Source organism: Curtobacterium sp. HSID17257 (genome assembly GCF_003989515.1).
GTDB lineage: Bacteria > Actinomycetota > Actinomycetes > Actinomycetales > Microbacteriaceae > Curtobacterium.
On sequence record NZ_RBLU01000083.1, the window covers coordinates 1 to 14,696 of the forward strand.

14 protein-coding genes are annotated in these 14,696 nt (G+C 72.3%); 13 read left to right on the forward strand and 1 reads right to left on the reverse strand.

Going from position 1 to position 14,696, the window contains the following annotated elements:
* Positions 1 to 191: 191 nt before the first annotated feature.
* Both D8M35_RS12045 and D8M35_RS12050 read left to right on the forward strand, forming a co-directional pair.
* Positions 192 to 1,592 carry an FHA domain-containing protein gene (locus D8M35_RS12045; protein WP_126892085.1) on the forward strand — a complete coding sequence of 467 codons (1,401 nt, stop codon included), beginning with the start codon at positions 192 to 194 and terminating at the stop codon, positions 1,590 to 1,592.
* Between the two features lie 106 nt (positions 1,593 to 1,698).
* Complete coding sequence (locus tag D8M35_RS12050; RefSeq protein ID WP_126892086.1) at positions 1,699 to 2,514, forward strand: hypothetical protein; 816 nt, start codon at positions 1,699 to 1,701, stop codon at positions 2,512 to 2,514.
* Positions 2,515 to 2,583: 69 nt separating this feature from the next.
* Here the strand turns inward: D8M35_RS12050 and D8M35_RS12055 are convergent, their stop codons facing one another.
* The gene (locus D8M35_RS12055; protein ID WP_126892087.1) at positions 2,584 to 3,576 is read right to left on the reverse strand and encodes an asparaginase; all 993 of its coding nucleotides are present in this window, start codon (positions 3,574 to 3,576) and stop codon (positions 2,584 to 2,586) included.
* Positions 3,577 to 3,657: 81 nt separating this feature from the next.
* On the opposite strand from D8M35_RS12055, the gene D8M35_RS12060 reads away from it, so the two are divergent.
* The 11 genes from D8M35_RS12060 to D8M35_RS12110 form a co-directional block, all read left to right on the forward strand.
* Positions 3,658 to 4,134 (forward strand): OsmC family protein, encoded by a 477-nt coding sequence (locus D8M35_RS12060; RefSeq protein WP_238638215.1) that lies wholly within the window; start codon positions 3,658 to 3,660, stop codon positions 4,132 to 4,134.
* A gap of 6 nt (positions 4,135 to 4,140) precedes the next feature.
* Positions 4,141 to 5,112: an FKBP-type peptidyl-prolyl cis-trans isomerase gene (locus tag D8M35_RS12065; RefSeq protein WP_126892089.1), complete on the forward strand. Its 972-nt coding sequence runs from the start codon at positions 4,141 to 4,143 to the stop codon at positions 5,110 to 5,112.
* A gap of 42 nt (positions 5,113 to 5,154) precedes the next feature.
* Positions 5,155 to 6,240: a 1-deoxy-D-xylulose-5-phosphate reductoisomerase gene (dxr, locus tag D8M35_RS12070; RefSeq protein WP_126892090.1), complete on the forward strand. Its 1,086-nt coding sequence runs from the start codon at positions 5,155 to 5,157 to the stop codon at positions 6,238 to 6,240.
* A 145-nt stretch (positions 6,241 to 6,385) separates the two neighbouring features.
* The gene (locus tag D8M35_RS12075) at positions 6,386 to 7,720 is read left to right on the forward strand and encodes an RIP metalloprotease (protein ID WP_238638216.1); all 1,335 of its coding nucleotides are present in this window, start codon (positions 6,386 to 6,388) and stop codon (positions 7,718 to 7,720) included.
* Positions 7,721 to 7,767: 47 nt separating this feature from the next.
* A complete protein-coding gene (locus D8M35_RS12080) occupies positions 7,768 to 9,216 on the forward strand; it encodes a cytosine permease (RefSeq protein WP_126892091.1) in 1,449 nt (482 codons plus the stop codon).
* Entirely contained in the window at positions 9,213 to 9,788 is a 576-nt protein-coding gene (locus D8M35_RS12085) for a cysteine hydrolase family protein (RefSeq protein ID WP_126892092.1), read from the forward strand. The genes D8M35_RS12080 and D8M35_RS12085 overlap by 4 nt, the downstream gene beginning before the upstream one ends.
* Positions 9,789 to 9,838: 50 nt before the next feature.
* Entirely contained in the window at positions 9,839 to 10,972 is a 1,134-nt protein-coding gene (ispG, locus tag D8M35_RS12090; protein ID WP_126892096.1) for a flavodoxin-dependent (E)-4-hydroxy-3-methylbut-2-enyl-diphosphate synthase, read from the forward strand.
* A gap of 44 nt (positions 10,973 to 11,016) precedes the next feature.
* Positions 11,017 to 12,771, forward strand: coding sequence for a proline--tRNA ligase (locus D8M35_RS12095; protein WP_126892093.1), 1,755 nt, complete (start codon positions 11,017 to 11,019; stop codon positions 12,769 to 12,771).
* Between the two features lie 201 nt (positions 12,772 to 12,972).
* Entirely contained in the window at positions 12,973 to 13,968 is a 996-nt protein-coding gene (gene nusA / locus D8M35_RS12100; protein ID WP_126892094.1) for a transcription termination factor NusA, read from the forward strand.
* A gap of 100 nt (positions 13,969 to 14,068) precedes the next feature.
* Positions 14,069 to 14,386 carry a YlxR family protein gene (locus D8M35_RS12105; protein WP_082687788.1) on the forward strand — a complete coding sequence of 106 codons (318 nt, stop codon included), beginning with the start codon at positions 14,069 to 14,071 and terminating at the stop codon, positions 14,384 to 14,386.
* A 75-nt stretch (positions 14,387 to 14,461) separates the two neighbouring features.
* Positions 14,462 to 14,696 (forward strand): translation initiation factor IF-2 N-terminal domain-containing protein (locus D8M35_RS12110; RefSeq protein WP_148113365.1); only part of this gene is annotated, 235 nt, incomplete at its 3' end.

Here is a 14,696-nt window from a genome sequence, read left to right on the forward strand (position 1 = left end):
TACCCGTGTCCGACCGCCCAGCGGCACCGCCCGCTCCCGCCGCACAGCCTGCTCCGGGTGCCGAGCCTGCTCCGGGTGCCGAGCCTGCTCCGGGTGCCCGGTCCGCTCACGGTGCTCCCTCGGCTCCCGGTGATCCGCTCGCTACCGCCACCCACGGGTCCTGGCCCGCGGGGTCCACGCCGACGGGGTCCGTGCCAGCCGACCTGCGTGTGGGTGCACCGGAGGCGGAACCGCCCCTCGACCCCGACGCCTACCCGTCGTCCCCGGACCGGAGTGCATCGGCTGACCAGGACCGCTCGGCCGAGCACGTCACGTCGGCTGACCACGCCACCTCGGGTGACGACGCCGCCGACGCCGAACGCACCCGTACCGCGCCGAGCGCCGCGACGCCTCCGGTGGCCCCCGAGCCGCCCGCGGCCCCGGTGTGGTCCCCGCCCGTCGCGCAGCAGCCGGCGGCGACGCCCCCGTCGCGACCGTCCTGGTGGGTCGGCCGTGGGCCTGCTGCCGCCGAGCCGCCGGTCGACGACCAGCACGATGCACCGTCGACCGACCAGCAGCCCCGCGCCGGTGACACCGCGGTGGTCGAGCCACTGATCGACCGTCGTCCCGCGCCGACCCCGCTGATCGCACCGGGCAACGGACCGGCGACCTGCCCGGTGTGCGGGCACACCCTCGAGCCCGACGACATCTTCTGCGCGGAGTGCGGTGCGGTCCGGCCGACCGTGACGGCGGCCTTCACGGGTCCGGTCGTTCCGCTGCCGATGACGCGACCCGACTGGGCCGCCGACGACGAGATCCGTCCGGGCGACGAGCCCTCGGGCGACGACGACGGCAACGAAGACGACGCCGACGGCGCCGTGCAGACCGACCCTGACGACGAACTCCCCGCCGCAGCCCCCGACGACGACCGAACCGACGACGGCCGCGTCGACGGCGACCGCAGCGTCGGCGAGCGAGCCGACGACGACGACCGAGCCGACGACGACCGGGTCGTCGCCACACCGTCCGACGGCGGTACGTCCGGTGCGGCGAGTGGCCGAGGAGCGATCCCACCCGCTCCCGCCTCCCCGACCGTCCCGTCCTCGGCGCAGGCCACCACCACCCCCGACCTGCCGATGGTCCCAACGGCCGCACCCCTGCCGCCGATCCCCGGCGCGACCGGCCCGGTCCTCCCACCGGTCGGCGGTGCCGAGGTGCCGTCGAGCGGCGACCCCGGACCCGACGAGGACGTCGAGGAGACGCGCATCGTCGTGAAGACCCAGTCGACCGCGCCCTTCGTGCTGCACTTCAGCACCGGGGAGCGCACCGCCGTGCACGGCACGGGCCTGCTCGGACGCCTGCCACGACCGCAACCGGCGGAGCGCTTCGACGACCTGCTCACGGTGCACGACCCCGGCAAGTCGGTGTCCAAGACGCACCTCGAGCTCGGGCGTGACGGCGACGACCTCTGGGTGTCCGACCGGCACTCGGGCAACGGCACGGTCATCCGCCACATCGACGGGAGCATCCGGCGCTGCGAGCCCGGGCGTCGCTACCGGGTGGAGCGCGGCGCGCGGGTCGACATCGGAGAGCAGTTCTTCCTCGTGCAGTAGCGAGCACCCGGCGCGTGTTCCTCCACAACCACGCGTTCGGCAAGAAGTGCCCACAAGCAGCCCCTCGCGTCCGAGTCCGGACGCGAGGGGCTGGTTGGCTCTCGGCATGTCTCCGCTCGTCGCCCGCTGGTGCCTGGTCGGCCCGGCCGTGGTGCTCGTGCTCGTCGGGGTCCTCGCTGACCTCCCCGGTCCGGCCCGGGCGGTCCTGCTCGCGGCAGCGGCGTCGTGCGCGGTGCTCGACGTGCTGACGGATCGGGCTTCCGGGCGTCGAGCGCCGCCCCAGGTCGTCGTCACCCTGCCGACGGATCCGGTCGTCGCGTCGGGTGTCCCCGGCGGCGTGCCGGCAGCCGCGACCGGCGAGCGGCCGACCGACGACGACCCTCCGCCGACGCCGCGCAGCCGAACGAGGACCGGTACCGGCACCGGCACCGGCGCCGGCGCCGGCGGCATCCTGGTGCTCGGCCGACGGCCCGACGGACGACCGGAGCGCGTCGAGGTCGGGCCGTCCGCTCCCTGCCACGTCGTCGTCCTCGGTGCCGGGGCGTACGCGCGTGCGGTGTTCGACGCGCTCGATGCGCAGCTCACCGGGCTCAGTGCCGGGCCAGCTGGTGCGGATCACGACGCAGGCTCGGACGTCCGGGTCGTCGGTGACGACGGCCCGGCGCCCGGTGCGCCTCCCGGCGTCCGTCCGACGCCGACCGGCACGGCCGTCGCAGCGCGCGTCGACGAGCGGGGACGGGTGTGGGCGACGGTGGTGCTCGTACCCGGGGTCCGCATGCTCCCACGGCGGCGGGACCACGTGCTCGAGGTCACACGCCACGGCTGCCGTGTCTGGCGGGACGGCGACCAAGCCCCTGTGCCCGTCGAGCCGGTCCTGCCGCTGCTGGCCGGGGACCCCGTCGCCGCGCTCATCCCGGGATGACGGCGGAGGACGACGACGCCCTGCCCGTCGCAGGACGACGGCGCCGCACCCGTCGGCGGCGGGCTCGCCTCAGCGCAGCCCGGACCCCGCGCGGACGGCACCCACCGGCACGCCACCCCCGAGCACCTGCTCGCCCGTAGCGGTCAGCACGTCCTCGACCCCGGCGGCGTCCACGAGCCCGTTCCGCTCCAGCAGCGTGAGGGCCGCGAGCGTCCCGGCGCGCTGCGAGCCGTCGAGCGTCTTCACGGCGACCGCCGCACCTCCGGGCAGACCCATCACCATGACGCCCTCGGCCCCGAACTTCGCGAGCACCCGCAGCCGTTCGATCGTCACGGTGTTCGCACGCCCCACGCCGTCGATGGCCCAGGGGTGGTCGAGCACCGCGTCGACGAGCGCTGCGGAGTCCGCGTCCGACCGTGCGACGACGCCGGCGAACCCGCGAGCGAGTCCGCGCAGCGTCAACGGGAAGACGGGCGCCCCGCAGCCGTCCGTGCCGACGACGTCGACGGTCTCGCCCGTGTACTCCTCGACCGTCTCGCGGACGCGCTGCTGCAGGGGGTGCGTCACGTCGAGGTAGGTCGCCTCGTCCCAACCGTTCACCCGGCACGCGGCGAGCATCGCGGCGTGCTTGCCCGAGCAGTTCATCGCGAGGCGACGCGGCCCGTCCATCGTGCGTGCGGTGGCGCGGTCGAAGGGCAGGTCGGGCGGGCAGCCGAGGTCGGACTCGACGTGGTCGAAGGACTCGAGCATGTGCAGCGCCAGGGCCTGGTGCGGCGCGGTGCCGGCGTGGCTGGCCGTCGTGAGGACGAGTTCCTCGTCGCTGAACACCGCGCCGGCACGACGGATCGCCAGGGCCTGGAACGGTTTCATGGTCGAGCGCGGGTAGATGCTGGCGCCCACGTCGCCGACGGCGTCGAGCACGGTCCCGTCGGCCGCCACGACCACGCCGGCGCCGACGTGGCGGCTCTCGTCGAAGCCGTTCCGGTCGAGCACCGCGAGCTCGACGGAGCCCTCGGCGGTGAGAGGATGGCGGTCTGTGCGGACGTCGTGGCTCACCGTCATGTCGTCATCGTAGCGAGCGGGCGGGCCGCACCCCGTCCACGGCGCACGACGCACCGAGCACCCAGCACGAAGGAGCGCACCGTGACCGACCACACCTACGAGGTCTCCGTCCGCTGGACCGGCGACCGGGGGACCGGCACCAGCGGCTACCGGGACTACGGCCGCGACCACGACGTCACCGCGCCGGGCAAGCACGCCATCGCGGGGTCGGCCGACCCGGCCTTCCGCGGTGACCGCGACCGGTGGAACCCAGAGGAGATGCTCCTCGGCGCCCTCGCGCAGTGCCACATGATGAGCTACCTGTACGTCGCGGTGCAGCGCGGCTTCACCGTGGTCGACTACGAGGACACGGCGACGGCGTCGCTCGACGTGCACCGCGACGGTACCGGCGAGGTCACGGAGGTCACCCTCCACCCCGTCGTCACGGTGCTCGAGGCCGACCGTGTCGCGGATGCCGAGGCCGCCCACGCCGAGGCGAACCGGCTGTGCTTCATCGCTCGTTCGGTGGCGTTCCCCGTCCACCACACGCCGGTCACCAAGGTGCGTGCGGCAGGATAGGTCCCCGTGAAGCGTCTCCGTCTGCTCCCGATCGCCATCGTCCCCGCCGTCGTGCTGGGACTCGCCGCCTGCTCCGGGAACGGCTCGGGTGACGCCTCGGCCTCGCCGAGCGCGTCGTCCAGCGCCACGGCGACGCCCATCTCGTCGTGCCCGGAGTCGGGTCCGGCGTCGAAGAGCATCGAGGTCACCGGCGCGGTCGCCGGGTCGGAGGCGCCGAAGGTCACCTTCGACAAGGGCCTCAGCGCGAAGGCACCGCAGGCCACCACGGTGGTGAAGGGCTCGGGCAAGGCGCTGAAGGACGGCGAGTTCGCCCAGGTGTCCTACGCCGTGTACAAGGCGTCGGACGCGTCGAAGCTCGGCGCGGTCGGGTTCGACCAGGGCAACCCGCAGGTGCTCTCCGTCGGCGGGACCGGCTTCGGCGCCCTGCTCGCCTGCACGAAGGTCGGGGACCGGGTCGCGGTGGTCGGCGAGTCGTCGGCACTCGGCTTCAACACCGGCGGCGAGATCGTCGTCGTGGCGGACGTCGTCGCGCAGACCCCGACGAAGGCGACCGGCGCGCCGCAGACGCAGGACCCGTCGCTGCCCTCGGTCGAGGACAAGGCGAGCGGCGAGCCGGAGATCACGATCCCGTCCGGTGCGACGGCCCCGTCGAAGACCGAGGTCGAGGTCCTCAAGCAGGGCGACGGCGCGACGATCGAGAACGGTGACACCGCGCTCGTGCAGTACAAGGGCGTGACCCTGGCGGACGGCAAGGAGTTCGACTCCTCGTGGTCGAAGGGCGCGCCGACCACCTTCACCGTCTCCGAGGGCTCGCTCATCAAGGGCTTCGTGACCGGACTCGTCGGACAGAAGGTCGGGTCCCAGGTCCTCATCGTGACCACACCCGAGGACGCCTACGGCTCGAACCCGCCGGAGGGCTCGGGCATCCCGAAGGACGCCTCCCTCGTCTTCGTCGTCGACGTCCTCGCCAAGGGCTGACCCGTGCCGACGACCGCGGGAGCAGGGACCGACGGTGCCACCGTGCCGACCCGGCGTCGCATCGTCGTCCTCGGCAGCACGGGCTCGATCGGCACGCAGGCCCTCGACGTCGTCGCGCGGAACCCCGACCGCTTCGAGGTCGTCGGGCTGACCGCCGGCACGAACCGTGACCTCGTCGCGGAGCAGGCGGCCCGGTTCGGGGTCCGCGACACCGCCTTCGGCGCGACGGACGCCGAGCGGTTGGTGCGGAACGTCGACGCTGACGTCGTGCTCAACGGCATCACCGGCTCCGTCGGCCTCGGCCCGACGCTCGCCGCGCTGGAGACCGGTGCGACGCTCGCCCTGGCGAACAAGGAGAGCCTGATCGTCGGCGGTCCGCTCGTGCAGGCCGCCGCGCGTCCCGGGCAGATCGTGCCCGTCGACAGCGAGCACTCCGCGATCGCGCAGGCGCTGCGCTCCGGCTCGGACACCGAGGTCCGCCGCCTGGTGCTCACGGCCAGCGGGGGTCCGTTCCGCGGACGCTCGCGGGAGCGCCTGCGTGACGTCACCCCGGCGCAGGCGCTGGCCCACCCCACGTGGGACATGGGCCTGGTGGTGACGACGAACTCCGCCACGTTGGTGAACAAGGGGCTCGAGGTCATCGAGGCGCACCTGTTGTTCGACGTGCCCTACGACCGCATCGACGTCACCGTGCACGCCCAGTCGATCGTGCACTCGATGGTCGAGTTCGTCGACGGCTCGACGATCGCCCAGGCGTCGCCGCCGGACATGCGGCTGCCGATCGCGCTGGGCCTCGCCTGGCCGGACCGCGTGCCGGGCGTCGGTGTCCCGCTCGACTGGACGACGGCGAGCACCTGGACGTTCGAACCGCTCGACACCGAGGCGTTCGGCGCGGTCGACCTGGCCAAGCACGTCGGCGTGCTCGGCGGGACCTTCCCGGCGGTGTTCAACGCCGCGAACGAGCAGGCCGTCGCCGCGTTCCACGCGGGTGCCATCGGCTTCCTCGACATCGTCGACACCGTCCGCCGCGTCGTGGACGACCACACCGCGGGGGAGTCGTCGCTCGACGGGGTCCTCGCCGCGGAGCGCTGGGCGCGCACCACGGCGGACCGCCTGGTGGCCCGCTGACCGGGCCGGACACCGCGAGCCCGCCACGCGGTCGCGCGACGGGTGCGCCCGCGGTGATGCGTGCCTCCAGACCGGCCGGGAGGCACGGCAGACCTCTCAGGGCGCGCTCGGCTCCGTCATGGGCAGGGTCCCGTACCCTTCTCCGGTGACCGTCGAATCCGTGCTCCTCTTCGTCCTCGGCGTGGTCGTCTTCATCGTCGGCCTGCTGGTCTCGATCGGACTCCACGAGTTGGGCCACCTGACCTTCGCGAAGCTCTTCGGGGTGAAGGTCACGCAGTACTCCCTCGGGTTCGGCAAGGCGATCTGGTCGTTCCGACGGGGGGAGACCGAGTACGGCATCCGCCCGATCCTGCTCGGCGGGTACATCTCGATGGTCGGCATGCTCAAGCCGCGTGCGTCGGGGAAGCCGAACGCGATCACGAACACCGGCATGTACGGCGCGTTCGTGCAGGACGCCCGCCAGGCGTCCGCGGAGCAGATCGCCGACTCGGGCGGCGACGACTCCCGGGCTTTCTACCGGCTGACGCCGTGGAAGCGGATCATCGTGATGGTGGCCGGTCCCGCGATGAACCTGGTGATCGGCATCGTGCTGTTCGGCGTGCTGCTGTGCGGGTTCGGCGCGCCGACGACGACCTTCACGTCGAGCGTCGACTGCGTGCTGCCGACGAGCAGCGCGACGACCTGCACCGCCGGGGACGCCGAGTCGCCCGCGAAGCAGGCGGGCATCCGCGACGGCGACGTCGTGCTCGCGGTGGACGGGCGGCAGGACCCGACCATCGCCGAGGTGTCCCGCGTGTTCCAGCGCTCCGCGGGCGAGGCCGTGACGGTCGTGGTCGAGCGCGACGGTGCGCGCCGGACGCTCGAGGTGACGCCGCAGCTCGCGACCCGCGACGTCGTCACCGAACAGGGCACGGTCGCGAAGAACGCGGACGGCTCCACGAAGACCCAGCGCGTCGGCGTCGTGGGCGTCAGCATCGGGCAGTCGCTGGTCCGCCAGTCGCCCGCCGCCGTGCTCCCCGCGACCGGGGCGCAGATCGCCGCGTCCGCGCACCTGATCATCGACCTGCCGCAGCGTCTGGTCGCCGTGTGGAACGCGGCCTTCGGCGAGCAGGAGCGGTCGCAGGACAGCCCGGTGTCGGTCGTCGGCGTCGGTCGCGCGATCGGTGAGGTGTCGTCGATGAGCGGCGTTCCGGTGGTCGACAAGGCGTACACGATCCTCGGGCTGCTCGCCTCGCTCAACATCGGCCTGTTCGTGCTGAACATGGTGCCGCTCCTGCCGCTCGACGGCGGGCACATCGCCGGTGCGCTGTGGGAGGCCGTGAAGCGCCGCGCGTACGTGCTCGTCGGCAAGCCGGACCCCGGCGCGATCGACCTGGCGAAGTCGATGCCGCTGACGATGGTCGTCGTGGTGCTGCTCGCGGGCATGAGCGCCCTGCTCGTCTACGCCGACATCGTGCGACCCGTGAACCTGTTCGGGTAGCGCGACCGGTACCGCGCACCGGCCCGCGCGCCCACTACGCTCAGCGCATGAGCACCGCGCCAGAGGTCCGCGCCGTCGAGCGCCAGGGCATCGACGTCATCGCCGAGTCCGACCGCAAGGGGCGCCCGCGCGGGCTCTTCTGGCCGTGGTTCGCCGCGAACGTGTCGGTGCTCGGGCTGAGCTACGGCTCGTTCGTCCTCGGCTTCGGCATCTCCCTGGCCCAGGCCACGATCGTGTCCGTCGTCGGGGTGGCCTTCTCGTTCCTGCTGTGCGGCATCGTCGCGATCGCGGGCAAGCGGGGGTCGGCACCCACGATGGTGCTGAGCCGTGCGGCCTTCGGGGTGCGGGGGAACCGGCTGCCGTCGTTCCTCAGCTGGGTGCTGACGGTCGGGTGGGAGACCGCGCTCGCGTCGCTCGCCGTGCTCGCCACCTCGACCGTGTTCCGCGAGCTCGGCTGGGACGACGGTGTCGTGACGAAGCTCGTGGCCCTCGTGGTCGTGGCGGCCCTCGTCGTCGGTGCCGGCATCGCGGGCTTCGACGTGATCATGCGCCTGCAGACCGTCATCACCGTCGTCACCGCCGTGCTCACCGTCGTCTACGTCGTCCTCGCGGTGCCGTCGATCGACCTCGGCACGCTCGGTGCCCTGCCGGCGGGCAGCGCGCAGAACGTCATCGGTGCCCTGGTGCTCGTGATGACGGGCTTCGGCCTCGGCTGGGTCAACGCGGCGGCGGACTACTCGCGGTACCTCCCGCGGACGTCCTCGACGGGTGGCGTGGTCTGGTGGACGACCTTCGGCGGCGCCCTCGCGCCCGCGGTCCTCGTCGTCGTCGGCGTCCTGCTCGCCGGCTCGTCGAAGGACCTGAACGCCGCGATCGGCGCCGACCCGATCGGTGCCCTGACGACGATCCTGCCCGTCTGGTTCCTCGTGCCGTTCGCCCTCGTGGCGATCCTCGGACTCGTCGGCGGTGCCGTGCTCGACATCTACTCGTCGGGTCTGGCGCTGCTCAGCGCCGGCGTACGGATCCCGCGGCCGGTCGCGGCGGGCGTCGACGGCGTGTTCATGGTCGCCGGCGCCGTGTACGTCGTCTTCTTCGCCAAGGACTTCATCTCGCCCTTCCAGGCGTTCCTCGTCACGCTCGGCGTCCCGATCGCCGCGTGGGCCGGGGTGTTCGTCGCCGACGTGGTGCTGCGGCGCCGCGCGTACGCCGACGCCGAGCTCGACGACGTGCGCGGTCGCTACGGCGACGTGCGCTGGGCCGCGATCGGACTCGTCGTGCTCGGGACGGTGCTCGGCTGGGGGCTCGTCACGAACACGTACGGTGTGCCCGCGTGGTTGAACTGGCAGGGGTACCTGCTCGGCCCGTTCGGCCTCGGCGGCCGGGAGGGTGCCTGGGCGTACGCGAACCTCGGGGTCCTCGTCGCGCTGGTCGTCGGCTTCGCCGGCACGCTGCTCACGGCGCGCCGGACCGTCCGCCGCCAGGAGCACGGCGCGTGAGCGTCGAGGTCCCCGCCGGCGCCTGGCTCGTCGCGATCGACCTGCAGCAGGTCTTCACCGGGGACAGCCCGTGGGCGACGCCCCGCTACGCCGATGCCGCCGCCGGGACGGGACGGCTGCTGCCGCAGTTCGCCGGACGCACGGTGTTCACGCGGTTCGTCGCGCCGGAGCACCCGCAGGGTGCCTGGGTGCCGTACTACCGCGAGTGGCCGTTCGCCCTCGTCCCCGACGCCGACCCCCTCTACGACCTCACGGCGCCCTTCGCGGCCGTGGCGGCGGAGCGACGGAGCCCCGTCATCACGGAGCCGACCTTCGGGAAGTGGGGGACGAGCCTCCGGGCCGTCGTCGGGGACCACCCGCACCTCGTCCTCACCGGGGTCTCCACGGACTGCTGCGTCGTGTCCACCGCGCTGGCCGCGGCGGACGCCGGAGCGACGGTCACGGTGGTCGCCGACGCGTGCGCCGGCGCGAGCGACGACGACCACGAACGTGCCCTCGCGCTCATGCGGCTGTACGGGCCGCTCATCACGGTCGTCGACCGCGGGTCCGACCTGGTCGTCGACCACGTGTGAGCCCACGGGGAGCGCGTAGAGTCGCATCCGTGCCAGCAGTGAACCTCGGTCTGCCGAAAGTCCCCGAAACCCTGAGCCCGCGTCGGAAGTCGCGGCAGATCCGGGTGGGGAAGGTCCTCGTGGGCGGCGACGCCCCGGTCTCCGTGCAGTCGATGACGACGACCCCCACGACGAACATCAACGCGACGCTGCAGCAGATCGCCGAGCTCACGGCGTCGGGCTGCGACATCGTCCGCGTCGCGGTCCCGAGCCAGGACGACGCCGACGCACTGCCGATCATCGCGAAGAAGTCGCAGATCCCGGTCATCGCCGACATCCACTTCCAGCCGAAGTACGTGTTCCAGGCCATCGACGCCGGGTGCGCCGCCGTCCGCGTGAACCCGGGCAACATCCGGAAGTTCGACGACCAGGTCGGCGCGATCGCCCGGGCCGCGAAGGACGCCGGCGTCTCGCTCCGCATCGGCGTCAACGCCGGGTCGCTCGAGCCCAGCCTGCTGCAGAAGTACGGCAAGGCCACGCCCGAGGCGCTGGTCGAGTCGGCGGTGTGGGAGGCGTCGCTGTTCGAGGAGCACGACTTCCACGACTTCAAGATCTCGGTCAAGCACAACGACCCGATCGTCATGGTGAAGGCCTACCGCCAGCTCGCCGCGGCGGGGGACTGGCCGCTGCACCTCGGTGTCACCGAGGCCGGGCCGGAGTTCCAGGGCACCATCAAGAGCGCCACCGCGTTCGGCATCCTGCTCGCCGAGGGCATCGGCGACACCATCCGCGTCTCGCTCTCCGCGCCGCCCGCGCAGGAGGTGAAGGTGGGTCTGCAGATCCTGCAGTCGCTCAACCTCCGCGAACGCAAGCTCGAGATCGTCTCCTGCCCGAGCTGCGGCCGTGCCCAGGTCGACGTGTACCAGCTGGCGAACGACGTGACGAAGGGCCTCGAGGGCATGACCGTGCCCCTGCGCGTCGCCGTCATGGGCTGCGTCGTGAACGGCCCGGGCGAGGCGCGTGAAGCGGACCTCGGCGTCGCCTCCGGCAACGGCAAGGGCCAGATCTTCGTGAAGGGGCAGGTCGTCAAGACCGTGCCGGAGCGGGAGATCGTGCAGACGCTGATCGCGGAGGCGAACCGCATCGCCGACGAGATGGGTCCGGACGCCGCCACCGGCACCCCGCAGGTGGTCACCACCACCTGAGCCGTCGTCGTCGCCGCCGGACGCGCGCCGCTAGGCTTGCGTCCGTGGTCACACGGCTCTCCCATCTCTTCCTCCGCACGCTCCGCGACGACCCCTCCGACGCCGAGGTCACGAGCCACAAGCTGCTCGTGCGCGCCGGGTACGTCCGTCGCCAGTCCCCGGGCATCTTCGCGTGGCTGCCGCTCGGGCTGCGGGTGCGCCGCAGGATCGAGGACATCATCCGCGAGGAGATGGTGGCCGCCGGTGCGCAGGAGGTCCTGCTGCCCGCGCTCCTGCCCCGTGATCCCTACGAGGCGACGAACCGCTGGACCGAGTACGGCGACGGCATGTTCCGCCTGCAGGACCGCAAGGGCGCCGACTACCTGCTCGCCCCGACCCACGAGGAGATGTTCGCGCTCCTCGTCAAGGACCTGTACGGCTCGTACAAGGACCTCCCCGTCACGCTGTTCCAGATCCAGGACAAGTACCGCGACGAGGCCCGTCCGCGCGCCGGTCTGCTGCGCGGCCGCGAGTTCACGATGAAGGACGCCTACTCGTTCGACCTCACCGACGAGGGGCTCGAACGCAGCTACCAGGTGATGCGCGACGCCTACGAGAAGGTCTTCGCCCGCCTGGGCCTCGAGTACGTGATCGTGACGGCGGACGCCGGAGCGATGGGCGGCTCGAAGTCCGAGGAGTTCCTGCACCCGATCGGCGTCGGCGAGGACACCTTCGTCCGCAGCGCCGGCGGCTACGCGGCCAACGTCGAGGCGTACGTAACGCCCGTCCCCGACGCCCTGCCGATCGACGGCCAGCCGGAGCCCGTGCTGCTGCCCGCGGCGGACACCCCCACCATCGACACGCTGGTGACACACGCGAACGAGGTCGCCCCGCGTGACGGCGCCCCGTGGACCGCGGCGGACACGCTGAAGAACGTCGTCCTGGCACTGACGCACCTCGACGGCACCCGCGAGGTCGTCGTCGTCGGGCTGCCCGGCGACCGCGACGTCGACCTGAAGCGCGCCGAGGTCGCCTTCGCGCCGGCCGAGGTCGAAGCCGCCGGCGACGACGACTTCCGGAAGCACCCGGGCGTCTTCGTGAAGGGCTACATCGGCCCGCAGGTGCTCGGCGCCGACAGCCCGTCGGGCATCCGCTACCTCGTCGACCCGCGCGTGGTCGACGGCACGAGCTGGATCACCGGCGCGAACGAGCGCGGGATCCACGTCTCCGGGCTCGTCATGGGCCGCGACTTCACCGCCGACGGCGTCGCCGAGGTGTCGGACGTCCGTGCGGGTGACCCCGCCCCGGACGGCTCCGGCCCGCTCGAGACCGCGCGCGGCATGGAGATCGGCCACGTCTTCCAGCTCGGTCGGAAGTACGCGGAGGCGCTCGGCCTCAAGGTGCAGGACGAGAACGGCAAGCTCGCCACGGTCACGATGGGCTCGTACGGCATCGGCGTGACGCGCATCATGGCGATCCTCGCCGAGGCGCACAACGACGAGAAGGGCCTGGCCTGGCCGAAGGAGGTCGCGCCGTTCGACGTGCACGTCGTCGCCACCGGCAAGGACCAGGTCGCGTACGACCTGGCGACCTCGATCGTCGACACCCTCGAGGGCGAGCGCTACGACGTCGTGTACGACGACCGTCCGAAGGTCTCGCCGGGCGTGAAGCTCCGCGACGCCGAGCTGCTCGGTGTCCCCGTCGTCGTCGTCGCCGGGCGGAACGCCGCCGACGGTGTCGTCGAGCTCTGGGACCGCCGTTCGGGCGAGCGCACGGACGTCCCGGTCGCCGACCTGATCGAGGCGGTCCGCGCGATCTGATCGCGACCCTTCACGGACGGGCGCGCCCCGCTCGGCGGCGACGCGGAGCGTTGCGCGGGGCGCGCCGACCGAGCCTGCGAGGGAGGCGTGGCGGGCCCGCCACGTGCCTCCCGTCCGTCGCTCGTCCTGGGGTAGTCTGGTCGCCGACTTCCGCGCAGATCCACCCGCGGGAGCGACTCAGCTGAATACGGAGGCACCTCGGTGAAGATCGACCTCGCAGTCCTGCGACTCATGGAGCGCGAGCGGGAGATCCCGTTCGACGAACTCGTCCGCATCATCGAATCCGCCATCCTGACGGCGTACCAGAAGCACCGCGCGGAGAACGACGAGCCCGTCGACGCGCAGTCCCGCGTCGAGCTCGACCGCAAGTCCGGCGAGGTCTCCGTCTACGTGCCGGAGCACGACGAGGACGGCACCGTCGTCGGCGAGGCCGTCGACCAGCCGAGCGACTTCGGTCGCATCGCCGCCTTCGCCGCGAAGCAGGTCATCAACCAGCGCCTGCGCGACATCGGCGACGACAAGATCCTCGGCCAGTTCCGCGGCAAGGAGGGCGACATCGTCGCGGGCGTGATCCAGCAGGGTCCGAACCCGAAGATGGTGCACGTCGACCTCGGCACCGTCGAGGCGATCCTGCCGCCCGAGGAGCAGGTGCCGGGCGAGGAGTACAAGCACGGCAACCGCATCCGCGTGTACGTCACGAGCGTCGGCCGCGGCGCGAAGGGCCCGCAGATCACCGTGTCGCGCACGCACCCGGGCCTGGTCCGGAAGCTCTTCGCGCTCGAGGTCCCCGAGATCGCCTCGGGCGTGGTCGAGATCACCTCGATCGCGCGCGAGTCCGGGCACCGCACGAAGCTCGCGGTGAAGGCGAACGAGCCGGGCGTCAACGCGAAGGGCGCCTGCATCGGCGAGCTCGGCGCGCGCGTCCGTGCCGTCACGACCGAGCTCGGTGCCGAGAAGATCGACATCGTCGACTACTCCTCCGACCTGGCCTCGTTCGTCGCGAGCGCGCTGTCGCCGGCGAAGGTCACGAGCGCGTTCGTGCTCGACGCCTCGACGAAGGCCGTCCGTGCCCTGGTGCCGGACTACCAGCTGTCGCTCGCGATCGGCAAGGAGGGGCAGAACGCCCGCCTCGCCGCCAAGCTGACCGGCGCGCGCATCGACATCCAGCCCGATTCGATCCTGGACGGCGACGAGTAGGAGTCGGATCGTGTCGGGCGGCCCTCGTCGCCCGGCACCGTTTCGCTGGTGGCGTGGCTCGTCCGGGCGCGCCGGATCGCGGTGGTCGGAGGCAAGGAGTATGGTGGTTCCCGTCAGAACATGCATCGGCAGTCGTCGTCGTGCTCCCCGGTCCTCCCTCCTCCGTGTCGTCGCCCTGAGCGACGGTCGCGTCGTGGCGGACCCGAAGGCAGTCATGCCGGGGCGGGGAGCCTGGCTCACCCCGACCGTCGAAGCACATGATCAGGCCGTCAAGCGCAGGGCCTACCGCCGCGCGCTCCGGCTCGACCGTGAACCGGACACGTCAGCGGTACGTGACTACCTCGAGGCGCTCAGCGCCGAAGAGCAGGCGCGTCACCGGGACACGACAGAACAGGCTGAACGGCTTATGGACAACTGATGAGCGGCTCGAAGTGAGACCCGTCATCCAGTGAGTCCTGCCCCCTTCGCGGGGTGGGACCCGTGAAGGAGAACAGTGGCAAAACCACGCGTACACGAGATCGCATCCGAACTCGGTGTCGACAGCAAGACCGCAATGGAGAAGCTCAAGGAACTCGGCGAGTTCGTCAAGGGCCCGAGCTCCAGTGTGGAACCCCCCGTCGCGCGCAAGCTCCGTGCTGCGCTGCAGGCGGACGGCGCCTCGACGGCGTCGAAGCCCGCGGCCTCGGCGACCCCGAGTGCTCCCGCGAAGGCCGCGGGCTTCGACGCCG

Bases quoted from the DNA above. Each gene is read 5' to 3' on its own strand.
- D8M35_RS12050 (WP_126892086.1), top strand. From the start codon at position 1,699: ATGTCTCCGCTCGTCGCCCGCTGGTGCCTGGTCGGCCCGGCCGTGGTG.
- D8M35_RS12055 (WP_126892087.1), bottom strand. From the start codon at position 3,576: ATGACGGTGAGCCACGACGTCCGCACAGACCGCCATCCTCTCACCGCC.
- D8M35_RS12080 (WP_126892091.1), top strand. From the start codon at position 7,768: ATGAGCACCGCGCCAGAGGTCCGCGCCGTCGAGCGCCAGGGCATCGAC.
- D8M35_RS12105 (WP_082687788.1), top strand. From the start codon at position 14,069: ATGGTGGTTCCCGTCAGAACATGCATCGGCAGTCGTCGTCGTGCTCCC.